The sequence below is a fragment of the Streptomyces sp. Ag109_O5-10 genome (assembly GCF_900105755.1).
Lineage (GTDB): Bacteria > Actinomycetota > Actinomycetes > Streptomycetales > Streptomycetaceae > Streptomyces.
The window spans coordinates 8914037-8940864 of sequence record NZ_FNTQ01000001.1; the positions used below are offsets into that span (position 1 = coordinate 8914037).

Here is a 26828-nt window from a genome sequence, read left to right on the forward strand (position 1 = left end):
CCGGAAGCTGCGGGGCTCGGGGCGGTTCCTCCCCAACTGACCACGCCACAGTGACCGCTGCGGTTCACGTGATCTGGGTTACAGCCGCCGTCCCGGGTGAACCGGCGAGGCGTGTGCGGCGTGGTCCAACTGACCGGAGTCGTGACTGGGAGGCCCCCCATGGCCGATGGCCTGAAAATCGAATACAACGTCCTCAACGACGCCAAACGGGACCTGGAGAACCTGGCCGGCGACATCGGTCCGCTCCTCGACAACAGCACGTTCTCCCGGCTGGGCCAGACGGACTACGACGGGTACACCTCCGCCGAGGCCCTGACCGTCCTCGGTGACCAGACCCTGGCCGACGCGCTCTCGGGCTTCTACTCCAACGCGAGCAGCACCATGTCCCACGCGGACAAGGGCCTCAAGGAACTGGCGAACGCCTTCGGCTCGGTGGGCGAGGCGTTCCTGTCCTTCGACTCCGAACTGGCCCAGGGCATGGGCATCACCGGCAGCAACCTGGGCCTGCAGAACTACTTCCGGGAGAAGGATCTGTGGGACTACAAGCAGTCCCACCTCGACCAGTGCGTGCCAGGACCGGACGGCACGATGCCGGACTTCTGCTCCGCCACCGACCCCGGTGACCCGCCGCTGGACCAGATGATCACCACCGACCGCGGCAGCGTGCACACGCACCTCACGCTCGACGACCAGCACCACGTGATCAAGGAGGAGTCCACCGTCACCTACGACGGCAAGACGTACACCTCGGTCACCAACTACTCCAGCGACGGCAACCACTACACCACGGACACCTCGTACCCGGACGGCAGCACCGTGCACTCGGAGACCAACCTCAACTCCGACGGCAGCGGCACGATGGTGACCACCGGCAGTGACGGCGACCGCACCGAGTACACCCGCGGCCCCAAGGACGCCAACGGCAACCAGCCGGACTGGCAGCAGGTGGGCGGCGACCCGGGAGACGACGGCGGTTCGGGCGGTGGCGGTTCGGGCGGCGGCTCGGGCGGGGGCTCGGGCCACGGCTCGGGCGGCACCCGGCCCGTCATGTAGCCCGACGCCCCCCTCAGAGAAGTACCCCCTTCGAGAACGACAGGAACGGACAGGAACCCCATGGCCAGCTACAACGGCATCAACCTCGACTACCACAAGATCGAGGAGGTCGTGAGCCTGCTGCACGACGCCCACGAGAACCTGCTGCCGGTGCTCAGCAACCTGCGCAACCGGGTCAACACCCTCGTCGACGACGGCATGGTCTTCCAGCAGTCCAGCGAAGTCATCCGCACCACCTACAACAACTTCGACACCAGCCTGCTGGCCGCGGTGAAGGGCATCAACGACTTCTCCGAGATGTTCAACGGCATCAAGGAGAACGCGATCCAGTTCGACCAGGGCATCAGCAGCAGCCTGCAGAACAACTCGTAACACCCGCGAGCGAGAAGGGGCCCTCCCGGACTTCCCGGGAGGGCCCCTTCGTGTGCCGTGCGGTGAGGGTCAGGCCCGCAGGGGGTGAGCGGCACCTGGAGGGCGAGCAGCGCACCGCCCGGTCCGGCTGTCCAGGCCCGGCCCGGATGCGTCGTCGACCGGACCACGCTCGGCATCAGGCGTACGCCGACCAGGTCGCCCTCGGTGAGGTTCTTCGGCGCGAGCAGCAGGCCGCGCCGCGCCCGGCGGGCCGCGAGCGTCCACCCGCTCATCCCGCTCTGGAAGCCCTCCGCCGAAGCCGCGTAGACCAGCCCCAAGCCCCGGTCGCGGCCCGAGACGGCGATCTCCTTGAGGAGCTTGTCCGCCGCCGAGCCGGTGAGCAGGTCGGCGTCGTCGATCACCACCACCCTCGGCCCCGGCAGCGCGTCAAGCGCCGCCTGCACGGTGTCCGCCGACGGGTCGTTCCCGGTGAGCACGGTGGCCGTGGCGTGCCGCTCCAGGGCGCGCAACGGCGACTCGCGCGGGGTGAGGACGACCAGCGAGGTACCGCCGGCCAGCAGGGACACCGCGATCGAGGCGAGGGTGTTGCTGCGGCCCGACCCGGCCGGGCCGAACACCCCGAACGCCGAGGCGGAGCCCGCCAGGTCCGTGCCGACCGGCCCGCCCTCGTCGCCGCCGACGCCGAGCAGCCCCCACATGGGCCGCCGGTCGCTCTGCTTGACCTTCTCGTAGGCCTGGGCGAACTCCACCGAGCGCGGCAGCACCGCGACCTGGAACGGCCGCCGGGCCTCCGGCACCTGCGCGTCCCGCTTGCGCGCGGCCTCGCCGATCGTGCGCAGCGCCTCGGCCTGCTCGGTCCCGCCGCCGGCCGCCAGCAGTGCCACCTGCGTCTCGGTGCCGCTGAGGACGTGCCAGCCACGGCCCGGCGGGATGTCCGCCGGGATCTTGTTGGGCATCATGCCGACCGCCTGGTAGTCACTGCGGTCGCCCTGCCGCAGCAGCAGCTTGTGGTCGTTGTGCGCGGCCATCCGCCCGCCCAGCAGGGAGCGTTCGGAGGTCGCGACGACGTGGATGCCCGCGGCGGCACCCTCGCGGATGAGCCGGGTCACCTCCTGCACCAGCTGGCCGTGGTCGTGCTCGTCGATGATGACCGAGAGCGAGTCCCAGCCGTCGATGAACAGCATGATGTGCGCGGGCCGTTCGGCCTTCGGCAGCAGCTTGCGCAGCTCGGCGATGCCGGTCGCGCTGTGCGTCTGCGCCAGGTCCTGCCGCTCGGTCAGCTCCCGGTTCAGGCGCTGCAGCAGCCGGCCCAGCCGCTCCAGGTCGTGCCGGGAGACCACGCCACCGCAGTGCGGCAGCGCGCCGAGCGCGGTGAGTCCGCCGCCGCCCGCGTCGATGCCGTAGATGTGCACGTCGGCGGTGCTCGCCGCGCGCGCGGCCGATCCGGCGATGGTCCGCAGCACCTGGGTACGGCCCGAGCGCGGCGCGCCGATGACGTACAGGTGCCCGAAGGTGGCCAGGTCGGCCACGGCCACCCGGCGCTGCTGGAGCTGCGGCACGTCCTCCAATGCGTACGGGATCACCAGCCGGCCCTCGCGGGTGGCGCCGAGCTCGGCCAGGTCGTCCAGGGTCAGTTCCCGCTGGAGCGGGGGCAGCCAGGGGCTGGGCTGCGGGGTGAAGTCGTCGAGCAGGTCGGCCGCGGTGCGGATCTCCTCGACCAGCGCCTGGAGGTCGGTCGGGGCCGGCCCCTGCGTGGAGGCGACCGTCACCGTCCGTGCCTCGGCGGGCAGTTCGGCGGGCCGGCCGAGGGCGTCCCAGCCCACGTCCACCGAACGGACCGGCCTGCGGTGACCGGCCTCCGGCTCGGCCGCGGCGGCCGGGGCCTCCCGGGGCCGTTCGGCGCCCACCCACGCGGTCTGGAACGGGTCCGCCTGCTTCGGCCCGCGCCGCACCAGGGCCCGCCCGGGGGTGCCGGAGGAGATGTCGACGGCGTCCTTGACGTCGATGATGTCCTGGCTCTCGGTCATGTCGGTGACCCGCAGCGCGATCCGTAGGTTGGTGTTGGCGCGGATGTCACCCGTGACCACACCGGCCGGGCGCTGGGTGGCCAGGATCAGGTGGATGCCGAGCGAACGGCCGCGCTGCGCGATGCTGATCAGCCCGGGCACGAAGTCGGGGACCTCGCGGACCAGGGTGGCGAACTCGTCGATGACCAGCAGCAGCCGCGGCAGCGGGGCCAGCGAGGGGTCGGCGGCCCGCTTGGCCCGGTACTCGGGGTGGTCCTTGGCGTCGGCGGCGGCCAGCACCTGCTCCCGGCGCCGCAGTTCGGCGCCGAGCGACTCCAGGGCCCGTTCCACGAGGTGGGCGTCGAGGTCGGTGACCATGCCGAGGGTGTGCGGCAGGCCGGCGCACTCCTTGAACGCGCTGCCGCCCTTGTAGTCGACCAGCACGAAGGTGAGTTCGTCGGGCCGGTTGGCGGCGGCCAGCGACGCCACGAACGTCTGCAGCAGCTCCGACTTGCCGGAACCCGTCGTACCGGCGACCAGGCCGTGCGGTCCGTCCTGCACCAGGTCCAGGGAGAGCGGTCCGTCGAAGCCGGTGCCGATCAGGAAGGACGTGGAGGCGGGGTCGGTCCGCCAGCGGTCCAGCAGCGCCCGCGCGTCGGGCGGCTCCTGGCCGAGGAGGTCCAGGAGCCGCACCCGCTGCGGCAGTCCGGCGTCGTGCTCGGGGCTGACGTCCCGGATCGGGGCCAGTGCGCGGGCCACTTGCTCGCACCACTCGGGGGAGACCCGGTCGGCGCGCACCGCGGGCAGGTCGGGCGCGCCGGGACGCCGTACGGTCAGGCGTCCGTCGGCGGCGAGCACGACACCCGTGCTCTCCTCGGGCAGCAGCCGCTCCTGCTCGTCCAGGCAGACGCTGAAGATCCGCACCCGCGGTCCGTCGGTCAGCACCTGCACCATGCCGGGCACGTCGCGCAGCCGCCGCGCCCCGTCCGCGATCACCAGGACGTCGGGCTCGGCGAAGACCACGTCCCGCTCGTTGCCGGCCTGCCGGCGCCGCGACTGCACCTGGGAGACGAGTTCGCTGATCCGGGCGGCCGTGGACTCCGGGTCGTTGCCGATCAGGACCACGGGACCGCCCGCCGTACCGGGCTTCAGATGCGGCAGCCAGCGCGTCCACGCCCAGTCCGCGACCCGGTCCGGCTCGGTCAGGACGACGATCCTCAGGTCGCGCGGGCTGTGCAGGACACCGGCCTGCGCCACCAGCCAGCGGGCCAGCGGCTGCACCTCGGCTGCCGGACCCGCGACGCCCACCACACCGTGCGCGGTGATGTCCACACCGATCGGCGTGTCGGGGATGTTCCAGCGGATCGAGCGGTGGTTCTCGTCCCGCGCAGGGTCCTCCAGCTCCCGCACCGACGGCTGGTCCACCGTGCCCAGGCGCAGCACCAGATGGTCCGGGTCGCGGCGGCGCCGCTCCCAGAGCCGGCCGCCGGGACCGGTCGCGATCAGGGCCACCGACGCCGGGTCCGGGCCGGTCTTGTCCCGTACCCGGCGCTCGCCCACGACCGCGTCCCGGACCTGCTCCTCCAGGACGTCACGGCGCCGCTCGTAGGCCGCCTCCGACTCCAGGAACTGCTTGCGGGCCGCACGGCGGCCGGTCGCCCAGTTCGACAGCATCATCATCGGGCTGAGGAACAGGAACACCAGGAAGTAGTACGACTTGAAGATGCTGACCATGAACAGGCCGAGGACGATCGGGGAGATCATCATCACGGTCGGGAACGGCCGCTTCTGCGGCGGCGACGGCGGCTGCGGCAGCCGGACCCGCTGGGCGTCCAGGTGCGGGGCGATCCGCGGCGGCCGGTTGTAGTCCACCCCGTAGCCGTCGGCGGACGGCGTGACCGCCGCGTCCGCCTCGACCGGGGAGCTCATCCGCAGCAGCACCGGACCCACCGTCAGGTCCTCTCCGGCCGGCCACGGCACCGGGCCGGGCCCCGCCGGGCGTTCGCGGGGCGGCTGCGGGCGCGGGCGGCGCAGCTGGGTGATGGCGTCGTCGGGCGGCGGCGAGGCGAGCCTGGCCCGTACGGCCGCCTCCGGGTCGGCGTCGATGCGCTGCCAGGAAGCGGTGCCGTCCGCGCCGACGGTCACCCACAGCCCGTTCTGAGGCACCCCGTCGGCGTGGTCGAGGCGCAGGGCGCACAGCGGGTCGCTGCCGATCTCGTGGCTGCCGGGACCGAGTCGCCAGGTGCGCCCGGCGCCGGGCCCGGAGACGAGGTGCACTTCGGCGAGCACCCCGTCCGGGGCGCCGTCGTCCTGGAGCCGGACCAGGTCGGCGGGGCGGGCCGGGCCGCCGAGCCCGACCAGGCCGCCGTCCCGGATCCCGCTGCCGGCCACCGGCGTGTCGGGGTCGAGCCGGTGGCCGCCGGTGTAGAGGTTCTGGGCCCGCGGCGCGCCGGCCGCCGCCCAGTCCGCACCGCCGCCGGCGGCGGCCTCGTCCTGGGTGAGGGCGGCGGCGAGATCGCCGACGGTGGCGTTCGAGGGCAGCCGGACCTGGTGGTCGCGGCGCTGTCCGTCCGTGGCGTCCACGGTGGTGATGGTGAGGTTCACGGCTCCCAGCCGGGCATTCGTTCGTACGGGATCGGGGGACGGTACGGCGGTCAGGGCGTCACGGCGCCTGCGCCGAGGTCGCGGAGACCCCGGCCGCCTCGGAGGTGCTCGGTTCCGCGAAGTCGTCGTCGCTCCCGACGGCCGCGGCCGGAGCGGGCACCGGCACGGCGGCCGGCTCGGACGCGGGGGCCGGCCGGGACGCGGAGACCCCGGTCGGTTCGGTGACGGGGGCCGCGCCGGTGTCGAGGTCCGGCTCGTCCGGCAGCAGGTCGGGATCGGCCGCGGACACGGCGTCCGCCGGACCCGCGGGTCCGGCCTGTGGGAGCTCCGGGCACGGCGGCAGCGCGGCCAGCGTCCGGGCCACGGCCCGCGACAGCGGCAGCACGTCGACCCGGGCGGCGGCGGGCGCGCCGTGCACCGTGAGCACCGCGTCCGGGGCGACCTCCAGCAGCCGGGTCCGGCCCCGGGCCACGCCCAGGCTCAGCAGCCGGACCCCGGACGGCAGCGGCCGCTCCAGGGGGTCGGCGCACACCGCGACCTCGACGCCGGGCTGTCCGACGGCCGCCGCGGCCGGCATCCCCGGATGCCGCGGGTGCACCCCGGCGGCGATGGCGACCCGGCCCTCCGGCAGCCGGGCGTCCACCTGCGCGGCGAGCGCCTGGAGCACCGCGCGGGCCGAACGGGCGGCGCGCGACGGGCCGTACACGGACAGCGCGGGCGGACCGGAACGCACGTCCAGCAGCACGGCGTGGCCCATGTCGAGCCCCACGCACACCAGCAGCGGTACGGCGGACTCCGCGCCGTCGTCGGTCAGATCGGCACGGTCGATCCACCACAGCCGCGGGTCGCTCTCGTCCGCCGCCCAGGGTGCCGGCGGCTCACGCAGCGCGTCGCCGTCCGCCGCGACCAGCACGGCCATCCACTCCGGGCTGGCCAGCACGCCGTACGGCCGCACCCCGGCCCGGACGCCCGCGGCCAGCGCCGTGGCCCGCTCGGCGTCGGCCCACACGGCCGGGTCGCGCAGCAGCCGCACCAGCTGGCGCAGGCCGCGCCGGTAGCGCAGCTCCATACGGACCGGACCCGTGAACGCCTTCACGGTCAGGCCGATCTCACGCCCGAGCCGGCGCCACAGGGCCTTCCAGCCGCCGCCGCGCCGGACCAGCCAGTGCGTGACGGCGAGGACCAGCACCAGGACGCCGACGAGGCCGAGCAGGGTGGTGATGGTGTCGGAGGTCATCGCGTCTCTCCCCGGAGATGCTGGGTCCCGGCCGGGCGGCAGCCGTGGGATTCGAGGGTGGCGCGCAGCGCGCGGATGCCGTGATGGGTCCGGGACTTGACCGTGCCCGGGGGCAGCCCGAGCCGGCGGGCCACGTCGTCGCCGGGCTGGCCCAGCAGGTGCACGCGGACGACGGCCTCCCGGTGCGCGGGAGCGAGGGTGCGCAGGGCGGAGACCAGCACCCGGCGGTCGCCGACCTGTTCGGCGTGGTCGGGCACCGGCGCGGGTGCGGCGCCGCCGAAGTCCGCCGCCGTGATCCCCACCGGGATGCTCCGGTCCCGGCGCCGGCCGTCGACCACCAGGTTGCGGGCCACCCGGAACAGCCACATCCGGATGGGCCGGTCCCGCCAGTCCAGCTGTCCGGCCGACTGCCAGGCCCGCAACAGGGTTTCCTGGACGACGTCCTCCGCGCCGTGGGGGTCGCGCCCCATCATGCCGGTCACGAAGCGGCGCAGGCTGTCGCGCTCCGCGAGAAGGAGGCCGAGCGTCCGGTCCGCGCCGTCGGCGCGGTCATGGTCGATGAGGCTCACGGCCTCCGCCTTCCGGTGTCGGTGGTGCTGTTGTGCTGTCTTGCCGGGTTGCTCTGTGTCACTGTGAATCGCGTCAGGCACGAACGCTAGCGCGAATAACGCCCGTTCCCGAAGCCGCACCCGCCCCGGACTTCAACAGGTTGGTCACAGGCAACCCCGCATAGGTGGACGGAAGGTGACGTTCGGCTGGATCTTCGTGGACGCATGGGCGGATCGGTGCCGCGCCTTGGTTACTGTTCCTGTGCCCCGCATGTTCCGGGCGTTCCGAGACCTTCACGAGACCCTCAGGAGACGACGTGCCGCCCCTTCGCAGACCCCGGCCCTCGGCGGAACGGCCCGGTACCCCGGCGGGACGTTTCAGCGACACCTTCGCCCGCCGGCCCGCCGTGCCCCGCCGCGGGCTCGTGCCGGGCGCGCGGGTGTGGGCGACCGTCGGCGCGGCGGCCGGGCTCACCGTCGTCGTCGCCCTGGCCGTGCCGCTGCTGAGCCGGGTGGACCTCTTCCCCGACCCGGGCACCACACCGGCCGCCGTGGTGGCGGCGGGGGAGCCGACAACGCTGTCCAGTACGACCGGTTCCGTCTCCCCGTCGCCGTCCCCCTCGCCCTCGCACAGCACCTCCCACAAGCCCGGGAAGAGCACCTCCGGCGGTTCCGGGTCGGCCGGCGGCACGGGCACCGGCTCGACCGGACAGCAGTCGGGAGGCGGTACCGTCGGCTCCGGGTCGGGCTCGGGCCCGGACGCGAACGCGGGCTCCAACGCGTCCGGTTCGAAGTCCGGCGGCGGCACCAAGTCCTCCTCCTCGGGCACGGCCTCGTCCGGCGGTTCCACGTCGGGAGGCGGCGGTACGAAGACCACCACCGTGCCCGGCGTGAAGCTCGTCGGCACCGGATCGGGCCGGTGCGTCGACGTCACCGACGCGGGCGGCGACGGCACCCGGCTGGAGATCCTGGACTGCTCGGGCGCCGCCAAGCAGAAATGGGTCTTCCAGTCGGACGGCACCATCCGCTCGCTCGGCCTGTGCATGGACCTGGCGTGGGGCAACACCGCGAACGGCACGGCGATCCAGGTCGCCAAGTGCAGCGGCAGCCGGGCCCAGCTCTTCTACCTCAGCGACCGGGGCGACCTGGTCAGCGCCCTGGCCGACAAGTGCGTCGACGTCACCGACAACGGCACGGTCAACGGCACCAAGCTCCAGCTGTGGACCTGCTCGGGCACCCCCAACCAGAAGTGGCACAAGAGCTGACGACCGAGGCCGGCCACCTGGTCCGGTGGCGGAGGCCGCGGAAACGGGCCTCCGCACCGCCGCTTCCGATGTGGTGAACGGCGGTGCGCGCCGTCCGGTCGGTTCGAGATTCCCCGAGCTTGCGCCACGTGCGGTTGAGCGACGTCCGCGTCCGGCCGCCGGTCGAGGCGGCGACCGTGAGAACAGACATCGGACAGGAGTCAGGCACCTCCGATACATCGGATGAGTCAAGGACTTGAGCTGCGGCTACTGATGTGAACATAGAGGTCAGGCCCGTTGTGCGGACTAACCTGGCGTGCTCTCCGCCGTGTTGAGGTTGTTGACAGGTGCAAGCCAGATCCCTAGGTTCCCCGATACACCCGATGTATCGATGATCCGTCAGGTCTGGAGGACGATGATGACCTCGCACCCTGAGCAACGTTCGCCGATGCCGCGCAGAGCCGTACTCGGCACCGCCCTCGGCGGAGCGGCGGCCGTGACCCTGTCCGGAACCGCCCACGCGGCGTCGACGGAACCCGCCGCCGCAGAGGCCCCGGCACCGGCCGCGCCGGCCGCCCGCCACCCCTGGGAACTCCGCAACACCATGACCACCGACGGCGCCTGGGACCGCTTCCTGCGTGGCCAGGATCTGCTGTGGACCAGGCTGCCGGCCCTCTGGTACGAGGGGCCGTTCCTCGGTGACGGGCTGCTCGGCAGCATGGTCTACCAGGAGCCCGGTACCAACCAGATCCGCTTCACCGTCCAGCACGGCCGGGTCCAGGACCACCGCCCGGAGTTCGGCAGCGGCTGGGGCACGGCCCGTCTGCCCGTCGGGCACCTCACCCTCGAACCGGCCGGCACCATCACCGCCGTGGACTGGCGCCTGAGCCTGTGGAACGCCGAACTCACCGGCACCGTCACCACCACCGCCGGCACCCTCACCCTCGCCGCCATCGTCCACGACGAGGTCCTCGCCGTCCGCGCCGGCGCCGACGGGGGCGAGCGCGTCACCTGGACCTTCCACCCCGAGGAGGCCGTCAGCCCCCGCAGGATCCAGGAGGCACCGCCCGCCGGCTACACCGCCAACCCGCCCTGGACCACCCGCACCACGGCCGACGGCACCGAACAGGTCCTCCAACCTCTCACCGGCGGCGGCCAGACGGCCACCTCCTACCGCCGCACCGGCGACGATCTGCTGCTGAGCGTCGGGCACAGCTTCCCGTCGGACAGCGCCGCCGAGGCGGACTCCCGACGTCGGCTGCGCAGTGCTACGTCATACAGCACACTCAGGCGACGCCACACCCACTGGTGGCACGCCTTCTACCGCAAGAGCTTCGTCTCGTTCCCCGACCAGCGGCTGCAGAGTTTCCACTGGATCCAGCTCTACAAGGTCGCCTCCGCCAGCCGCGCCGACGGCCCGGTCATGGCCACCTCCGGCCCCTGGCTGGAACCCACCCCCTGGCCGGCGGTCTGGTGGAACCTCAACGTCCAGCTCGAGTACTGGCTGATCCACGCCTTCAACCACCCGGAACTGGACTCCCTCGCCACCACCCTGCGCCAGAGCCAGGAACAGCTCACCGCCAACGTGCCCGCCGCCTACCGCGCGGACAGCTCCGGCATCGGGCGCAGCTCCGACATGTTCGCCAACCGCGAGGTCGGCAGGCCGGGAACCGGCGCCGAGACCGGGGACCTCACCTGGGCCCTGCACAACGTCTGGCTGTCCTACCGCCACTCCATGGACGAGTCCCTGCTCCGCGAAACGATCTACCCGCTGCTGCGCCGTACGGTCAATTACTACTGGCACTTCCTCACCCCGGGCAGCGACGGCAGGCTGCACCTGCCCAGCACGCTCTCGCCCGAGTACCCGGTCGTCCCGCCGCAGGACACCAACTACGACCTCGCCCTGATCCGCTGGGGCTGCCAGACCCTTCTCGACTCCGCCGAACTGCTCGGAATCGACGACGAGTTGAAGCCGCGCTGGCAGGAGATACTGACCCGGCTCACCCCGTACCCGGTGGACGACAACGGTTTCATGATCGGCGCCGACACCCCGTACGACCAGTCCCACCGCCACTACTCGCACCTGCTGATGGTGTACCCGCTGTACCTCGTCAACTGGGACCAGCCGGAGAACCGCGACCTGATCACGAAGTCCGTCGTGCGCTGGCACGCGCTGACCGGGGCCCACCGCGGCTACAGCTACACCGGGGCCGCCTCGATGTACGCGATGACCGGCGACGGCGACACCGCCATCGGCTACCTGCGGAAGTTCTTCGACCCCACGACCCGCTACCCCTGCCGGGCCAACACCCACTACACCGAGGCCGGACCGGTCATCGAGACCCCGCTGTCCGCCTCGCAGTCCCTGCACGACATGTTCTGCCAGAGCTGGGGCGGGATCATCCGCGTCTTCCCGGCCGTCCCGACCGCCTGGGCGGACCTCACCCTGCACGACTTCCGCACCCAGGGCGCCTTCCTGGTCAGCGCGGTGCGCAAGGGGGGCAGTACCCGGTTCATCCGGATCCGCAGCCTGGCCGGCGAGCCGCTCAAGCTCCGCCACGGCCTGACCGGCCCCCTCACCGTCCTGCTCGACGACGGCACCCCGGCCCGCACCCACGACCTCGGCGACGGCACCCTCGCCATCGACCTGCCCCGCGGCCGCGAGGTCCTCGTGCACTCCGGCTCCCGCCCCGACCTCGTCATCGCCCCGGTCGCCGTCAGCGAGCCGGGCGCGGCGTGGGGACTGCCGTAAACCACCGACCGGAAGGCAGGGTTCACATGGCCGTTCCACCCCCGAGAACCGTGCGAACCGTGGCCGCCGCGCTCTGCGCCGGACTGGCGGCCACCCTCCTCGCCACCGGCCCCGCACGGGCCGAGCAGCAGCACCGGCCGCCGCACAGCTGGACCGTGGCCGAGGCGGCCCACGCACCCAGCGCCCGGATAGCCCTCGACGACACCACCGGCACCCTAGGCCTCGCGGTCTCGCGCGACGGCCGTACGATGATCGAACCGTCGCCCCTCGGCATCCTCACGCAACAGGCCGACCTCTCGCAGGGGTTGCGCTTCCTGCACCGCAAGGACCGTACGGTCGAGGCGCGTTACCGGGCGAAGTCCGGCAAGCGCCTGGACCGCCGGGTGCGCATGAACGAGACCCGGCTGTCCTTCGCCACCGCCGCCGGTGCCCGCCTCGACCTCGTCGTCCGCGCCGCGGCCGACGGCATCGCCTACCGCTACGTCCTGCCCGCCGGGTACGGCGACGTCCTCGGCGAGACCTCCGCGTTCAACCTGCCGGCGGACGCGGGCGCCTGGCTGAGCACCTACCGGGTCGACAACGAGGGCCAGTTCAACCGGTACACCGCCGCGACCGCCCCGACCGGCGAGTACTCGGACCAGGCCCTGTTCGCCACCGACGGCGGCTACACCCTGCTCGCCGAGTCCGACCTCACCGGCACCTACTCCGGCGCCCGGCTCGCCCACACCCAGGGCACCGGCACCTACCGCGTCACGCTCGCCGACAGCCAGGTGCACACCGACGGCCCCCTGACCACCCCCTGGCGGGCCATGATCACCGGAAACCTCGCCACCGTCACCCGGTCCACCTTCACCGACGACCTCGCCCCCGCCTCCGAGGTCCCCGACACCTCCTGGATCCACCCCGGCACCGTGCTCTGGACCTGGCTGGCCGGCGGTCGCGCCGCGGGCCAGAGCCTCGACGCGCAGAAGGCGTACGTCGACTACGCGGCCGCCCACCACTGGCCCTACGAGGCCGTCGACTCCGGCTGGTACTTCAAGAAGGACGAGTGGGACGTCACCGACCCCGACTGGCAGACCGACAGCTGGATGCCCCGACTCGTCGACTACGCACGGGCCAAGGGCGTCGGGATCATCGTCTGGGTCCACCAGCGCGACCTCGACACCCCCGAGGAACGCGACCGGTGGCTACCGACGCTGGAGCGCTGGGGCGTCAAGGGAGTCAAGATCGACTTCATGAACTCCGAGGCACAGTCGATGTTCCGGTGGTACGACACCATCCTCGCCCAGACCGCCGCCCACCACCTCATGGTCGACTTCCACGGCGCCACCCTGCCCAAGGGCATCCAGCGCACCTGGCCGCAGGTGATGAGCATGGAGGCCGTCGGCGGGGAGGAGAAGCGCACCAACACCGCCGCACACCTCACCACCCTGCCCTTCACCCGCAACGTCATCGGCTCGATGGACTTCACCCCCGGCGGTTTCCAGCGCGTCGGCCTGCGCCCGAACTCCGACGCGGCCGAGGCCGGGCTCACCGTCGTCTACGAGTCGGGGCTCCAGATGTTCGCGGGCACCCCCGAGTCGTACGACCAGCGGCCCCTGGCCCGGGACTTCCTCGACCAGGAGCCGGCCGCCTGGGACGACACCCGGCTGCTGGCCGGCAGTCCCGGTCAGGAGGCCGTGCTCGCCCGCCGCAGCGGGGACCGCTGGTTCCTCGGCGGGGTGTACGCCGGTGCTGCCCACACCGCCACCGTGCCCCTGGCCGTCGGCCGGGGCACGTGGCTGGTGCAGACGATCCGGGACGGCGCCGACGGCCTCGTCCAGGACAGTCACGTCCTGCACGGAGGGGATGACTTGAGTATCGACGTCGTCGCAGGCGGCGGGTTCGCCGGGATCGCCTGCCGGTGGCACCCGGGCGTCACCACCTGCTACCGCTGAGCGCGTACCGCCGCCCGGCGGGCACCGAGCAACAGCTTGAGGGTGCCCGCCGTGGACGGCGACGCCGAACCCCGCAGCACCCCCGTCCCGCGGGCCAGTACCGCCTCGGCGGTCATCAGCTCGATCTCGATGAGGGCGCTCACCATCGGCCGGTGGGCGGGCGGCATCAGGCCCAGCACCTCCCGCCCCGTCCGCAGATCGGCCCGGGCCGCCTCGACCTCGTGCGCCACGAGGGAGCGCAGCCCGTCGGAGGCCCGGCCCGCCTCCAGGTCGGCCACCGTGACCGAGAAGCGCTTCAGGGTCTCCGCCGGGATGCCCGGGTGGCCCTCCCGCAGGTCCTCGGCGAGGTCGTTGACGAAGTCCAGCCGCTGGCTGCCGTCGATGAGCGTGCGGCAACCCGCCCGGAACCGCCCGTCGGTGTCGTCGTCGGGCCCCAGCAGGCCGGCGATCGGCAGGAAGGCGGGCAGCGAGTAGGCGTCCACGTAGGCCTGGTAGTCGGCCTCCGTGGTGAAGCCGTCGAACGCCAACTCGGCGGCGGCGGTGGCCAGATACGCTTCCACGGCCTCCCGGTGCCGAGGGTACGCGGTGACGGTGTGCAGCAGGGTGCGGATCAGCGGATCGTCACTGGTCCCGGTCTGCAGCGCGGTGCGCACCCGCTCCTCCCAGGCGTCCCAGGCCGCTGCCCGCGCCGGCTTCGGGCCGGAGTCCAGGAGCGTGTCCCCGTGGTGCATCACGGCCGTCGCGGCCACCACGTGGGGCAGCACGGCGGGCGGCAGCAGCACCCGGCAGGCCAGGTAGGCACTGCGCCGGTACCGCCGCACCAGCCGACGCTGGACGCCGTAGTCCCGGCGCAGTACGGGGTCCGTGATGCCTGCCGCGGTCAGGGTCTTGTTCCACGCGCTCACGGGAAGATCGTAGAGGTACGCCCGGACAGCGGAGTCCGGCCCCGAGGGGACTCAGGAAAGGGGCTTCAGGAAGTCCAGCAGCGCCGCGTTCACCTCGTCCGGGCGCTCCTGCTGGGTCCAGTGCCCGCAGCCCGCCAGGCTGACCGGCTCGCGCACCAGGTTCGGCATCAACTGGGGCAGGCGGGCGATGAGTTCGGGTGTGCCGGGGAACGCCGGGACCAGGTCGCGGTCCCCGTAGACGTAGAGCGCGGGCGGGGTGACGACGGCGCCCTGCCAGGGAGCGGTCAGTTCCCAGTTGCGATCGAGGTTGCGGTACCAGTTGAGGGCGCCGGTGAAGCCGTGCGAGAAGCTCTCGGTGAGCGCGTCGAGGTCCGCCTCGGTGAACCACTCCGGCAGGGTCTCCGGATCCGGCATGTCCGCCAGCCAGCCTCGCTCGGGGTCGACCAGCGGCTGCCGGACCTCACCGGCCCCGGCGCCTTCCCCGGACGCCATGGTGAAGAACTTCCGCAGCGTGGTGCGCGGGTCGCGGCCGAACTCGGCGTCGGCGACCCCGGGGCGGTTGAAGTAGTTCCAGTAGAAGCGCCCGCCGAACCGCTCCTCCATGGTCCGCAGCGGCGGCTGCGTCCCGCGGAACGGCGGCGGCACGCTCAGTCCCGCCACCCCGCGCACCAGGTCGGGGCGGAACAGGGCGGTGTGCCAGGCCACCGGCGCGCCCCAGTCGTGCCCGACGACGAACGCCCGCTCCTCGCCCAGCTCCCGGATCAGCCCGACGACATCGCCGACCAGGTGGAGGATGTCGTACGCCTCGACGTCCGCCGGACGGTCACTGCCGCCGTACCCGCGCTGGTCGGGGGCGACCACGCGGAAACCGGCCGCGGCGAGCGGACCGAACTGGTGCTGCCAGGAGTGCCAGGACTCGGGGAAGCCGTGCAGCAGCACGACCAGCGGACCGGAACCCTCCTCGGCGATGTGCAGCCGGATCCCGTTCACGTCGACCATTCGATGCTGGACCATGTGCACGAGCGTACGCGCAACGATCTTCGGCTACCCGTCCTGACCGGCGCCGGACACGGGGGAGACGTCCGGAGCCGGTGGCGGCGCGGAGGCCCGGCGGCCCCTCCCCGCGGCGACGGCGGCGTCGAAGGCGTGCGTGGCCTGGGGCGTGCTGCCGGGCAGCAGGAAGGACCGGGCCTGCTCCTCGAAGCGCCGGTCGGTCACGGTCTGGCGGGTGTGGTGCTGGGCGAGGTGCTCCGCCCACGACCCGACGAGGTAGTTCTCGATGAACCGGCCGGGTTCGGTGCCGTCCTCGTACAGCCCCCAGGTGAGCGCCCCGGTGCGGCGCCGGGAGCGGGCGACGTTCTCCATGGCCCGGGCGAAGGCCACCCCGTCGTCGGGGGAGACGTGGTAGACGATCGAGACGAGGACCGGCCCGTCGGCCGGACCGGGCTCGTACACCAGGGCGGGGTCGGCCAGTGGTCGGACGGGGTCGGGTCGATCCGCGCGGCGTCGTACAGCGGCCAGAGCGGCACGGTGACGGCGGTGAGCACGAGCAGGCCCGCCGCCACGAGCAGGGCGGTGCCGAGTCCCGCGCCCTGGGCCAGCGCGCCCCACAGCGGGGCGGCGAGGGCCTGGCCGCCCTGGAAGACCAGCAGGTAGACGGCGAGGCCGCGGGCCCGCACCCAGCCGGGCAGCCGGGTCTGGGTCGCCGCGTTGAGCGTGGACAGGACCGCGATCCAGGCCACCCCCGCGGGCAGCAGCGCGACCGCGACGGCCCAGGTGACGTGCACCGTGGCCAGGACGGTCAGGACCACCCCGAAGGCGACGGCACCGGCGGCCAGGACCCCGTTGGCTCCGAGCAGCTTCTGCAGCCGCGGCAGCAGGAACGCGCCGCCCACCGCGCCGAACCCGACGGCGGCCAGCAGCAGACCGTATCCGCCGGAGCCCAGGTGCAGCGAGTCGCCCGCGACCAGCGGCAGCAGCGACCACACGGCGGCCGCACCGGGGATGAACAGCGCGGTGCGCAGCAGCACCCGGCGGACGCCGGGCGCGTTCCACACGTAACGGCGGGCCGCGTACAGGGCGGTGAAGAACCCCTCGCCCTCGGCGGCCGGGACGGACGCGCCCGCGGGACGCTTCCACAGCAGCAGCACGGCCACGATGCCCAGGTAGGACACCGCGTTGAAGGCGAACGTCCACCCCGCGCCCGCCGCCGCGACCAGCACACCGCCCACGGCCGGCCCGATGGCGCGGGCCAGGTTCATGTTGACCGCGCCCAGCGCGGAGGCCTGCCCGAGCTGGGCGCGGCCCACGAGTTCGGGCTGGATCGCCTGCCACGCCGGGCTCATCAGGGCGGTGCCGCAGCCCAGCAGGAACGTCAGCGCGAGCAGCGCACCCGGCGCGAGCGCGCCGGCGAAGGCCAGCACCGCGAGGACCACCGCCACCGCGCACATGGCGACCTGGGCGACGACGAGCAGCCCCCGCCGGTCGAACCGGTCGGCGAGCACCCCCGACGGCAGCGCCAGCAGCACTACGGGCAGACTGGACGCGGTCTGCACGAGCGTGACCAAGGTTGCCCCGTGGCCCAGCAGCAGCCACTGCGCGCCGACCGTCTGCATCCAGGTGCCGATGTTCGACACGAACTGCGCGATCCACAGGGCCCGGAACACCGGCAGCGCCAGCGGCGCCCAGGCCGAACCCGGAACCGGGGAACCACCAGCGCCGTCGTCGTCCTTCGTGGTGCCTGACATGCCCCCGCCTTCCCGGCTTTCCTACGCCGCTTTCCTACGCGCCGAAACCGCGCCGAGGCAAGCGGAGACGCCCTGCCGGCTCGCCCTCTGCCCGAACGGGCAGCCACCGTGGGCCGGCCGGACCGGCGCGCCCCACCCGACCCGGCCGACCGGCACGGCCCCCTGCCCCCGGTGGTGCTCGACCTCACCGTGGTCACCGGCCTCGTGGACGCCTTCGGCCACCTCGCCCCCGGCCACGTCTTCGTCGCCACACGACCGGCAACCTCGTCGTCTCCGGCTTCGCGATCGCGGGCTGGACCGACCCGCTGTGGCGCCGCGTCCGCCGCCGGGCCCCCGCTCCGCCGCCGGGCCCCCGCGGCGAGCACGCGACCCGCGGCGGACGCGGCGTTCAGAACGGGTAGTGCGCCTGCTGCGTCGTCAGGGTCACCCAGCGGGTGTTGGAGAACGCCTCGATGCCCCACCGGCCGCCGAACCGGCCGTACCCGGAGGCCTTGACCCCGCCGAAGGGAGCGTGCGGCTCGTCGGCCACGGACTGGTCGTTGATGTGCACGATCCCGGTCCGGATCCGGCGCGCGACCGCCAGCCCGTGCGTCGCGTTCTCGGTGATGATGCCGCACGTCAGGCCGTTGTCGGTGTCGTTGGCGAGGGCGATCGCGGCTGCGTCGTCGGCGAACGTCTCGACGACGCCGAGCGGTCCGAAGGCCTCCGCGTAGTACAGCTCGGCGTCCCTGGGGACGTCGGCGAGCACGGTCGCCGGATGCACCGCGCCCTCCGGCCGGCCGCCCCCGGTGAGCACGGTGGCGCCCTTGCCGACGGCGTCCGCCACCAGCCCTGCCACGCGCTCCGCCGCGGCGGCCGTGACCAGCGGGCCCACCACGGTGTGCGGGTCGGCCGGATCGCCGGCCGGGAGGGCGGCGACCTTGGCGCTGAGCTTGCCGGTGAACTCCTCGGCGAGGGACTCGTGGACGAGGATGCGGTCGCCCGACATGCAGATCTGCCCGGAGTTCATGAACATGCTGAAGGTGACGGCGTCCACCGCGTAGTCCACGTCGGCGTCCGCGAGGACGAGCACCGCGTTCTTGCCGCCCAGTTCCAGCACCGCCGGCTTGAGGTGCCGTGCCGCGTGGGTGCCGATGATCCGGCCGACGCCGGTGGAGCCGGTGAAGTTCACCGCCCGCACCCGCGGGTCGGCGATCAGCGCCTCGGCGATCTCGGCCGCGTCCTCCCGGGCGTTGGTGACCACGTTCAGCACGCCGTCGGGCAGCCCGGCCTCGCGCAGCACGTCCGCGACGAGCAGCCCGCAGGCGATCGGGGCGTCCTCGCTGGGCTTGACGACCACCGTGTTCCCGGCGGCGAGCGGCGCGGCGACCGCCCGGACACCGAGGATGACCGGCGCGTTCCACGGCGCGAACGCCGCCACCACGCCGAGCGGCTCCCGGACCGCGAGGCCCAGGGTGCCGGCCTCCTGGGCGCTCAGCACCTCTCCGCGCGGCGCGGTGATCGCGGCCCCCGCCTCGCGCAGGATGTTCGCGGCGAGACCCACGTTGAAGCCGGCCCACGGCCGGGTGCCGCCGACCTCCTGGGCCATGAGGTCGGCGACCTGCTCCGCACGTGACTCCAGCAGGTCGGCGGCCTTCAGGAAGATCGCGCGGCGGGCGAAGGGGGCGAGCGCGGCCCAGTCCTCGAAGGCCGCGTCGGCGGCGTCCACGGCGCGGGTCACGTCCTCGGGCCCGGCCGCGGCGACCGTGGCGTAGACCTCGCCGCTGTAGGGGGCGAGGTCCTCGGTGGTTCGGCCGGACAGGGCGGGGACGTCCTTGCCGCCGATCAGCAGTTCGCGAATGAGGGGCATGGGCGCAACCGTAGGCACCACATGTTTACGGTTCAAGCATTCGCGCCCTACTTTTCGGCGGCCGCCGTCCGGGTCGGCCGGCCCAGCGCCCAGAACAGGACACCCAGGAGCATGAAGCCGACGAGTGGGATCAGCTCCGTCAGCAGGTACTTTCCGCGCTCGGCGTGGGTCCAGCCGTCCGGCGCGTAGTCGGCGCCGAACCAGTGGTCGCCGGCCCCGGGCGCCACCAGCTGCACACTGGCGAAGAGGATCAGCAGGGTGAGCACACCGCTGATGACCCAGGGGAGGGGGGCCCGGTACGGGCGGGGCGTGTCCGGGTACTTGCGGCGCAGGAACGGCAGCGCCGGGAAGATGCCCAGGTAGCTGACGAGGGTGGTGGACACGGCGAGGCCGAGGACCGCGCCGAAGAGCTTGGCCGCGCTGCCGTTGGTCAACTGGTGGGCCAGGATCAGGACCGCGGTGGAGACCAGTCCGCTGAGGATGTTCACCCGGACCGGGGTGCCGAACCGGCTGGAGATCACGCCGAGGAAGCGGGGCGCGGCGCCGTCGTAGCCGGAGACGGCCAGGGCGCGGTCCGAGCCCATGATCCAGGTGACGCCGGAGGAGAGCACCGTGAGGATGAACATGATCCCGGCCAGATCGCCGAGCACGGTGCCGAACCCGCTCAGCGTGGCGGTGCCGTCGGCGCCGACGTGGCCGCCGTACACCGTGAAGACCTGCCGGATCGCGTCGACGAAGCCGCCGAGGCCGGTGATCGCCTTGACCGGCAGGACGAGCAGGATGCCGAGGATCGGCAGCGCGTAGAGGAGGACGGAGAGCACGGCGCTGCGGAAGATGCCGTACGGGATGTCCTTCTGCGGGTTCGTCATCTCGTCGCCGGCCGTGTTCGGCAGCTCGAAACCGACGTAGTTGAACATCAGGACCGGCACCAGGCCGACGAATCCGGCGTAGGTCGGCGAGAAGTCGCCGATGCCGAAGCCGTGCAGACCGTGCTGGATCCCGTACACCACGACCGTGACGGTGAACAGGCCGAGCAGCACGAACCGGCTCCAGGCGCCGATGGTCGGGATCCACTTGCCGATGTCGAAGGAGAGGATCGCGGCGAGCACGCCCACCCACACGAAGACGACGGTGAAGACGTAGAAGGCGGGGGTGCTCAGCTCCTTCCCGCCGTTGAAGAAGGTGGTGTACGCCGTGACGGCGGAGACGGCGAGGGTGCCGCCCAGCCACACCGGGTTGGTGATCCAGTACAGGAAGTTGTTGACGGCACCGGCGAGGCGCCCGAAGGCCCGGCTGGTCCAGATGTAGGGGCCGCCCTCGTCGGGGAAGGCTGCCCCCAGCTCGGCGATCAGCAGCGCGGACGGCACGAAGAACACCACGGCCAGCACGATCAGCCAGGTGAACGCCTCGGCACCGGACGAGGCCACGGCACCGATGGTGTCCACGCCGACGATGGTGCACAGCAGGAAGAACAGGATGTCGAAGCGGCCGAAGTGCTTGCGCAGCTTCTGCCGTTCCGCCTGGGCGGCGGCCGGCGCGTCGACCGGCTCGGGTGCGAGTGGGGCAGCGGTCACCGGGAGCTCCAGCGTGCTCAGGAGGGGCGCGATCCGGCCATGGTCCACTGTGCCGCACAACCGCACAAGCGCTCGGACCCAAGTCGTGACCATCGCTTCCGGCACTCACAGCCGCCGGAAATCTCCCGGAAACCGCGGGACCCCCGCTACCCGCTCCTGGTGCCCAGCAGCCGCCGTACCCCGCCGACCGCCGCGACGGTCAGGGCGGTCGTGGTCGCGGCCGTCACCGCCGGGTGCCGGGCCAGCGCGGCCTGCACGGAGTGCCCGTGCGACCGGTCGTCGAACTCGCCGTGGGCGCCGTGGTCGGTGCCGGGCACGGAGTCGGCCGGCGCGTACAGGTTGCCCCGGCCGGGGGGTGCGGGGGCGTCCGTCTGCTGGGAGCCGAAGCCGGTTCGGGCCAGGTAGCGGTCGAGGAGGGCGGGGGCGAGCCGGTTGGCCCAGATCGTCGCCGCCGTGGTGGCGCCGATGTAGCGCTGTTTGCGAGCGGGACGGTCGGCGGCGAACACGACACCGCGCGCGGCCACCTCGGGCTGGTAGATCGGCGGCACCGGCTGCGGATGACGGGGGAGCTTGGAGCGCACCCAGGAGAACTGCGGGGTGTTCACCGCCGGCATCTGGGCGATCGTGATGTGCACGTTGCTGCCCTGGTGCAGCAGTTCGAGCCGGACGGAGGAGGTGAAGCCGTTGATGGCGTGCTTGGCGGCACAGTAGGCCGACTGGAGCGGGATCGCCCGCTCGCCGAGTGCCGACCCGACCTGCACGATGGTGCCCCGGTCGCGCGGCAGCATCCGGGCGAGGGCGGCCCGGGTGCCGTTGACGAACCCGAGATACGTGACCTCGGTGACCCGCCGGTACTCCTCCGGGGTGATCTCGACGAAGGGCGCGAACACGCTGGTGAAGGCGCAGTTGATCCAGACGTCGATGGGCCCGAGGAGCCGTTCGACGGTGTCGGCGGCGGCCTCCACCTGGCCAGGGTCCGCGGTGTCGGCCCGCTGGATCAGCGGATGGCCGCCGAGTTCCGCGACCTCCTTCGCCGCGGCTTCGAGGCCGGCCTCGCCCCGTGCGATCAGGGCGACGCGCGCCCCGCGTTCGGCGTAGAGGCGGGCGACGGCGCGGCCGATGCCGGCGCTTGCTCCGGTGATGACGACGACTTGCGACATGGTCCTTTCCTTCGGTTCGTCAGCTGATGCGGAAGGGGCGGCCCTGTTCGGTGACCGTTCGGGCGAGGAGGTCGGAGACGGTCCACGCGGCCGGGGCGTGGGTGTTCCCGAGCCCGGTGACGTCCCCGCAGCGGACGGTGACCAGGACGCGCGTGGTGCTGTCCCAGGCCGCGGTCCCGTCCGCCTCGGGCGAGTCCGTCGGAACGGTGTGGACGGCGCTGTCCACCCGCTCGACGGCCGGCAGGCCGCTCACCGCCGTCCCGCTTCGTGCCGGTGCGGCAGGAACTCCTGCACCTTGGCCTTGAAGCCCTGCCGGACCATCGCCCCCCGGTCGCTGTCGCCCTTCAGGACGGCGGCGGCCGCCGCCTCGATCTGGTCGAGGGTGGCGTGCGGCGGGATCGGCGGTACCGCAGGGTCGGTCACGAAGTCGAGGACGCACGGACGGTCGGCGGCGAGCGCGGCTTCCCACGCGCCCCGCACCCCGCCCGGCTCGTCGATCCGCATTCCCGTCAGGCCCAGCGAGCGGGCGAAGTCGGCGTACCCGACGTCCGGGAGGGACTGCGAGGGCAGGAACTGCGGGGCGCCCTCCATGGCGCGCATCTCCCAGGTCACCTGGTTCAGGTCCCGGTTGTTGAAGACGGCGACGATCAGCCGCGGGTCCGCCCAGTCCTGCCAGTACTTGGCGACGGTGATCAGCTCGGCCAGCCCGTTCATCTGCATCGCCCCGTCACCGACCAGGGCGATCGCCGGCCGGTCGCCGTGCGCGAACTTGGCACCGATGGCGTACGGCACGCCCGGGCCCATCGTCGCCAGCGTCCCCGACAGCGAGCCCCGCATCGCCCCGCCCAGCTTCAGGTGCCGGGCGTACCAGTTGGCGGCCGAACCGGAGTCGGCCGAGAGGATCACGTCGTCCGGGAGCAGTCCGCTGAGGGCGTGGGCGACGTACTCGGGGTTGATCGGGTCGGCCTCGACGGCGGCCCGCCGCTCCATCACCTCCCACCAGTCCCTGACGTTGCTCTCGATCGTCTCCCGCCAGGACGGGTCCTCCATCTGCTCCAGCAGCGGCAGCAGCCTGCGCAGGGTCCGGGCGGCGTCGCCGACGAGGTTGACCTCGAAGGGGTAGCGCATCCCGACCATGTGCGGATCGATGTCGATCTGCACCGCCCGCGCCTTCCCGAACGCCGGCAGGAACTGCGTGTAGGGGAAGGACGAACCGATGACCAGCAGCGTGTCGCAGTCACGCATCATCTCGTACGACGGCCGGGTGCCGAGCAGCCCGATGGCACCGGTGACGTAGGGCAGGTCGTCGTCCAGGGCGTCCTTGCCCAGCAGTGCCTTGGCGACCCCCGCCCCGAGCCGGTCGGCGACCTCCGCCACCTCCGTGCGGGCGCCGCGCGCGCCCTGGCCGATCAGGATCGCCGTCCTGCCGCCCGAGTTGAGCACGTCGGCGGCCCGCTGGAGGTCGCCGTCGTCGGGTACCGGCGCGTAGTGCGGCATGCCGAGGCTGGACGGCACCATCTTGAAGGCGTGCTCGGGCGGCGAGTAGTCCAGGTCCTGCACGTCGGCCGGGATGATCACGGCGGTCACCGAGCGGCGGGCCATGGCCGTACGCATGGCCCGGTCCAGGACGTTCGGGAGCTGCTCGGGGACGGTGACCATCTCGCAGAAGTCCGAGGCCACGTCCTTGTACAGGGACAGCAGGTCGACCTCCTGCTGGTACGAGCCGCCCATGGCACTGCGGTTGGTCTGCCCGACGATCGCCACCACCGGGACATGGTCCAGCTTGGCGTCGTACAGGCCGTTGAGGAGATGGATGGCCCCGGGGCCGGAGGTGGCCGCGCACACGCCGACCTTGCCGGAGAACTTCGCGTACCCACAGGCCTCGAAGGCGGACATCTCCTCGTGCCGGGACTGGATGAACCGGGGGTTGTTCTCCGCGCGTCCCCAGGCCGCGAGCAGGCCGTTGATGCCGTCGCCGGGGTAGGCGAAGACGTGCTCCACGTCCCACTCGCGCAGCCGCTGGAGGATGTAGTCGGAGACCTTCGTCGACATGTGCGACAACCTTTCCTGAAGTTGAGGTGGGTGCCTATGCGTGCGTCTACGGGCGGCGCAGCCGCCCTACGGCGCCCAGCGCGGCCGCGAGGGTCCCGGCGGCCGCGGTGGTCGCCCACCGCGCCGTGCCGGAGGGTTCGGCGGGCCGCCGGGCGAGCCGTTCGGGGCGGTCGCTGGGCACGGGGCCGTCGAGGGCCACGGCCTGTGCCTCCGCCAGGTGCAGGGCCCGGCGCCCGGTGCCGCCCCGGTGCCGGTAGTCGGAGCCGTCCGTCGAGTAGGCGCGGCTCCCGGTGTCGAACCGGACCTCCGCGTCGGTCCCGGCCCGAAGGGCCGTGAACCGGCGGTCCAGTGACTCTCCGTGAACGCGTGAGCTCATGGCCTACCTCCGGGCTGACTTCGAGTTCCCTCCCGCGCGGGCCGCCGGGTACCCCGGAAATCGACTTCCTTCTCCAGGACGATTCGGGCACCCATGTTGCGTTCCATCATTTCCAGCGCCGCGTCCGCCAGGTGCGGGTGGATGGAGGCGACGGCGTCCTTCGGCACCGTGACATCCAGGTGGCGGATGTGCGCGTCGAGAGCGGAGTACAGGACGCACTGCTCGGTGACCTGACCGGTCAGCACCACCGTCCCGACGCCCAGTTGCCACAGAAGGTACGACATGGGCGTGTCGTAGAAGATCGAGTGCCGGGCCTTCACGACGAACAGCGAGTCGTCGTCGGGCCGGATCGGCTCGACCAGGGCGGCGTGCGGGCGGGACAGCGCGGATTCGACCAGTTCCCCGTGGTGGGAGCGCCAGAGGCCGAAGTTGTCGTTGGCGTAGATCACCGGCACGTCCGCGTCCCGGGCCCGGCCGATCAGGTTCGCCAGGACGGGCACCACCTGCTCGGCGGCGGGGAGCAGCAGCTCCGCGTCCTCGTGGTCGTACGTGTTGATCATGTCGATGACGACGAGCGCGGTACCGCCGGTCGATCCGGACCCGGTCACGGCGTTCACCACCTTCCGCTGCTGTCGAGGTCAGCTCCGCAGGCGCGGCAGGACCTTGGTGCGGTAGAAGTCGAAGAAGCCCTGCTGGTCGGGGCCGATCTGGTTGACGTAGACGGTGTCGAACCCGGCGTCGACGAACGCGGACACGGCCTTGACGTGCTCCTCGGGGTCGTCGCCGCACGGCACGGAGCCGGCCACCTGCTCCTCGGTGACCAGTTCCATGGCCTGCTCGAAGTGGCGCGGTGTCGGCAGGACCTGCGGGAGTTCGCCGGGCAGCTGCTCGTTCGCCCACAGCCGGTGCGCGGTGCGGACGGCCTCCTGCCGGTCGGCGCCCCAGCACACCTTCATCCCGCCGTACACGGGGTTGGCGCCGCCGCCCCCGCGCCGGAACCGCTCCACCGCGGACTCCTCGGGCATCATGGTGATCAGCCCGTCCCCGATCCGCGCCGCGACCTCGGTGGCCTGCGGGCCGAACGCCGACACGTCGATCGGCACCGGCTCGTCCGGCACCGTGTAGAGGCGGGCGTTCTCCACGGTGTAGTGCCGGCCGTGGTGGCTGACCTGCTCACCGGTGAACAGCCGGCGGATGATCTGGAGGGCCTCCTCCAGCATTTCCAGCCGCACCGGCGCCTCGGGCCAGGCCGTGCCGAGGATGTGCTCGTTCAGAGCCTCACCCGTGCCCACCCCCAGCCGGAACCGGCCGTCCAGCTGCACCGCGGCGGTCGCGGCCGCCTGGGCGACCACGGCGGGGTGGGTGCGCACCAGCGGGCAGGTCACGGCCGTCTCCACGGGCAGCGAGACCGCCTGGGAGAGGGCGCCGATCACCGACCACACGAACGGGCTCTGGCCCTGCCCGTCGTGCCAGGGGTGGTAGTGGTCCGAGATCCACAGCGCCTCGAAACCGGCCTGCTCGGCCATCCGCGCCTGCTCGACCAGGTCCGCGGGGCTGTGCTCCTCGCACGAGAGGAAGTATCCGAAAGCCGCCATCGTCTCTCCTGATGCACGTGTGTGACGGGGAACCGCTGCCGAGTACCCGGCGGCCACCGGGTTGTGCACGGAGTGTCGCCCGGATGCGGAGGGGTACCGGGGAGACGGGTCGTCGACGGACCGACCACGGAGGTGTCCATGGCACTGCGCGTGCTGCCCCGGAAGGCCTGGCGGAACTGGCGGCGCTCCGCCGACCTGCGCATTCCGCTCCACTCGACCGAGACGGAGGACGCCGGCAGGCGGTTCCTCCTGTACGGCGCCGTCCCGCTGTGGGTACTGCCCGGCCTGGCGGACTGGTGGATGCACAAACGGACCCGGATCGAGCACACCAGCGGCACCAAGGAGTCCGCGGTCCACGCCCTGATGATGACCGAGGCGGGAGTGCCCGTCCTCATGGGGCTGCTGGCCCGGATCAACCCCCTGGTGCTCTCGGTGATGGGCGGCGCCGCCCTCGCCCACGGCGCCACGGCCGTGTACGACGTCTCGCTGGCCGTCGGCGAACGGGAGGTCCGGCCGATCGAGCAGCACATCCACAGCTTCCTGGAGGTGTTGCCGCTCACCGCCCTGGCCTTCACCGCCTGCCTGCACGACGACCAGGTCCGCGCCACCCTGCGCGGCGGCCGGGGTGCGCAGGACTGGCGGCTGCTGCCCAAGGAGCACCCGCTTCCGGCGAGGTACCTGGCGGCACTCGGCGGCGCCGTCGTCTGCGGCGTCGTCCTGCCGTACGCCGAGGAGCTGTGGCGCTGCGTGCGCACGGCGCCGACCGCGCAGGCGGCGTAGAGCATGCCGCCCGTCCCACCGGTCCCGTCCGGGCCGC

Annotated in this window: 18 protein-coding genes and 2 pseudogenes; 6 read left to right on the forward strand and 14 right to left on the reverse strand. The window is 72.7% G+C overall.

Annotated features, from left to right (window positions below; all coding sequences use genetic code 11):
- The first annotated feature begins 159 nt into the window (after nucleotides 1–159).
- Complete coding sequence (locus BLW82_RS40550; protein WP_093507156.1) at nucleotides 160–1053, forward strand: hypothetical protein; 894 nt, start codon at nucleotides 160–162, stop codon at nucleotides 1051–1053.
- A gap of 236 nt (nucleotides 1054–1289) precedes the next feature.
- Here the strand turns inward: BLW82_RS40550 and BLW82_RS40555 are convergent, their stop codons facing one another.
- Genes BLW82_RS40555 through BLW82_RS40565 form a run of 3 tightly spaced genes read right to left on the reverse strand, consistent with a single transcriptional unit; the run spans nucleotide 1290 to nucleotide 7841 of the window.
- Complete coding sequence (locus BLW82_RS40555) at nucleotides 1290–6035, reverse strand: FtsK/SpoIIIE domain-containing protein (protein WP_093507158.1); 4746 nt, start codon at nucleotides 6033–6035, stop codon at nucleotides 1290–1292.
- Between the two features lie 58 nt (nucleotides 6036–6093).
- Complete coding sequence (locus BLW82_RS40560; RefSeq protein WP_093507160.1) at nucleotides 6094–7272, reverse strand: hypothetical protein; 1179 nt, start codon at nucleotides 7270–7272, stop codon at nucleotides 6094–6096.
- The gene (locus BLW82_RS40565) at nucleotides 7269–7841 is read right to left on the reverse strand and encodes a sigma-70 family RNA polymerase sigma factor (protein WP_256216127.1); all 573 of its coding nucleotides are present in this window, start codon (nucleotides 7839–7841) and stop codon (nucleotides 7269–7271) included. Before BLW82_RS40565 ends, BLW82_RS40560 begins: the two co-directional genes overlap by 4 nt.
- Nucleotides 7842–8137: 296 nt before the next feature.
- Between BLW82_RS40565 and BLW82_RS40570 the strand changes: the two genes are divergently transcribed.
- From BLW82_RS40570 to BLW82_RS40585, 3 genes are all read left to right on the forward strand, one after another.
- Nucleotides 8138–9085, forward strand: a complete 948-nt coding sequence (locus BLW82_RS40570; protein ID WP_256216128.1) for an RICIN domain-containing protein — start codon at nucleotides 8138–8140, stop codon at nucleotides 9083–9085.
- Between the two features lie 397 nt (nucleotides 9086–9482).
- Nucleotides 9483–11816, forward strand: a complete 2334-nt coding sequence (locus BLW82_RS40575) for a glycosyl hydrolase family 95 catalytic domain-containing protein (RefSeq protein ID WP_177233224.1) — start codon at nucleotides 9483–9485, stop codon at nucleotides 11814–11816.
- 26 nt (nucleotides 11817–11842) lie between these two features.
- Nucleotides 11843–13753 (forward strand): glycoside hydrolase family 97 protein, encoded by a 1911-nt coding sequence (locus BLW82_RS40585; protein WP_177233225.1) that lies wholly within the window; start codon nucleotides 11843–11845, stop codon nucleotides 13751–13753.
- Here BLW82_RS40585 and BLW82_RS40590 read toward each other — a convergent pair.
- The 3 genes and pseudogenes from BLW82_RS40590 to BLW82_RS40600 form a co-directional block, all read right to left on the reverse strand.
- Nucleotides 13744–14658 carry a squalene/phytoene synthase family protein gene (locus tag BLW82_RS40590; protein ID WP_093507168.1) on the reverse strand — a complete coding sequence of 305 codons (915 nt, stop codon included), beginning with the start codon at nucleotides 14656–14658 and terminating at the stop codon, nucleotides 13744–13746. The two genes, BLW82_RS40585 and BLW82_RS40590, sit on opposite strands and share 10 nt — an antisense overlap.
- 51 nt (nucleotides 14659–14709) lie before the next feature.
- Nucleotides 14710–15672 (reverse strand): alpha/beta fold hydrolase, encoded by a 963-nt coding sequence (locus BLW82_RS40595; RefSeq protein WP_093508543.1) that lies wholly within the window; start codon nucleotides 15670–15672, stop codon nucleotides 14710–14712.
- A gap of 30 nt (nucleotides 15673–15702) precedes the next feature.
- Nucleotides 15703–17405 (reverse strand): annotated as a pseudogene (locus BLW82_RS40600) (MFS transporter).
- A gap of 108 nt (nucleotides 17406–17513) precedes the next feature.
- Between BLW82_RS40600 and BLW82_RS45920 the strand changes: the two are divergent.
- Nucleotides 17514–17698, forward strand: a pseudogene (locus tag BLW82_RS45920) (DUF1275 family protein); the annotation flags it as partial.
- Nucleotides 17699–17793: 95 nt separating this feature from the next.
- On the opposite strand, the gene BLW82_RS40610 reads toward BLW82_RS45920, so the two are convergent.
- From BLW82_RS40610 to BLW82_RS40645, 8 genes are all read right to left on the reverse strand, one after another.
- Nucleotides 17794–19254, reverse strand: coding sequence for an aldehyde dehydrogenase family protein (locus tag BLW82_RS40610; protein WP_093507170.1), 1461 nt, complete (start codon nucleotides 19252–19254; stop codon nucleotides 17794–17796).
- A 47-nt stretch (nucleotides 19255–19301) separates the two neighbouring features.
- The gene (locus BLW82_RS40615) at nucleotides 19302–20828 is read right to left on the reverse strand and encodes an APC family permease (RefSeq protein ID WP_256216130.1); all 1527 of its coding nucleotides are present in this window, start codon (nucleotides 20826–20828) and stop codon (nucleotides 19302–19304) included.
- Between the two features lie 146 nt (nucleotides 20829–20974).
- A complete protein-coding gene (locus BLW82_RS40620; protein WP_093507174.1) occupies nucleotides 20975–21988 on the reverse strand; it encodes an SDR family oxidoreductase in 1014 nt (337 codons plus the stop codon).
- A 19-nt stretch (nucleotides 21989–22007) separates the two neighbouring features.
- Nucleotides 22008–22241 (reverse strand): hypothetical protein, encoded by a 234-nt coding sequence (locus BLW82_RS40625; RefSeq protein ID WP_093507176.1) that lies wholly within the window; start codon nucleotides 22239–22241, stop codon nucleotides 22008–22010.
- Nucleotides 22238–24040: a thiamine pyrophosphate-requiring protein gene (locus BLW82_RS40630; RefSeq protein ID WP_093507178.1), complete on the reverse strand. Its 1803-nt coding sequence runs from the start codon at nucleotides 24038–24040 to the stop codon at nucleotides 22238–22240. The genes BLW82_RS40625 and BLW82_RS40630 overlap by 4 nt, the downstream gene beginning before the upstream one ends.
- Before the next feature lie 46 nt (nucleotides 24041–24086).
- The gene (locus BLW82_RS46425; RefSeq protein WP_371131451.1) at nucleotides 24087–24416 is read right to left on the reverse strand and encodes a hypothetical protein; all 330 of its coding nucleotides are present in this window, start codon (nucleotides 24414–24416) and stop codon (nucleotides 24087–24089) included.
- Nucleotides 24413–25024, reverse strand: a complete 612-nt coding sequence (locus BLW82_RS40640; RefSeq protein WP_093508544.1) for a cysteine hydrolase family protein — start codon at nucleotides 25022–25024, stop codon at nucleotides 24413–24415. Before BLW82_RS40640 ends, BLW82_RS46425 begins: the two co-directional genes overlap by 4 nt.
- A gap of 30 nt (nucleotides 25025–25054) precedes the next feature.
- Complete coding sequence (locus tag BLW82_RS40645) at nucleotides 25055–26011, reverse strand: TIGR03557 family F420-dependent LLM class oxidoreductase (RefSeq protein ID WP_093507180.1); 957 nt, start codon at nucleotides 26009–26011, stop codon at nucleotides 25055–25057.
- A gap of 138 nt (nucleotides 26012–26149) precedes the next feature.
- Here BLW82_RS40645 and BLW82_RS40650 point away from each other — a divergent pair, with 138 nt between their 5' ends.
- Entirely contained in the window at nucleotides 26150–26791 is a 642-nt protein-coding gene (locus tag BLW82_RS40650; protein WP_093507182.1) for a diguanylate cyclase, read from the forward strand.
- Nucleotides 26792–26828: the final 37 nt, after the last annotated feature.

Bases quoted from the DNA above. Each gene is read 5' to 3' on its own strand.
- BLW82_RS40610 (WP_093507170.1), bottom strand. From the start codon at position 19,254: ATGCCCCTCATTCGCGAACTGCTGATCGGCGGCAAGGACGTCCCCGCC.
- BLW82_RS40575 (WP_177233224.1), top strand. From the start codon at position 9,483: ATGACCTCGCACCCTGAGCAACGTTCGCCGATGCCGCGCAGAGCCGTA.
- BLW82_RS40595 (WP_093508543.1), bottom strand. From the start codon at position 15,672: ATGGTCCAGCATCGAATGGTCGACGTGAACGGGATCCGGCTGCACATC.
- BLW82_RS40620 (WP_093507174.1), bottom strand. From the start codon at position 21,988: ATGTCGCAAGTCGTCGTCATCACCGGAGCAAGCGCCGGCATCGGCCGC.
- BLW82_RS40585 (WP_177233225.1), top strand. From the start codon at position 11,843: ATGGCCGTTCCACCCCCGAGAACCGTGCGAACCGTGGCCGCCGCGCTC.
- BLW82_RS40630 (WP_093507178.1), bottom strand. From the start codon at position 24,040: ATGTCGACGAAGGTCTCCGACTACATCCTCCAGCGGCTGCGCGAGTGG.
- BLW82_RS40650 (WP_093507182.1), top strand. From the start codon at position 26,150: ATGGCACTGCGCGTGCTGCCCCGGAAGGCCTGGCGGAACTGGCGGCGC.
- BLW82_RS40550 (WP_093507156.1), top strand. From the start codon at position 160: ATGGCCGATGGCCTGAAAATCGAATACAACGTCCTCAACGACGCCAAA.
- BLW82_RS40645 (WP_093507180.1), bottom strand. From the start codon at position 26,011: ATGGCGGCTTTCGGATACTTCCTCTCGTGCGAGGAGCACAGCCCCGCG.
- BLW82_RS46425 (WP_371131451.1), bottom strand. From the start codon at position 24,416: ATGAGCTCACGCGTTCACGGAGAGTCACTGGACCGCCGGTTCACGGCC.
- BLW82_RS40560 (WP_093507160.1), bottom strand. From the start codon at position 7,272: ATGACCTCCGACACCATCACCACCCTGCTCGGCCTCGTCGGCGTCCTG.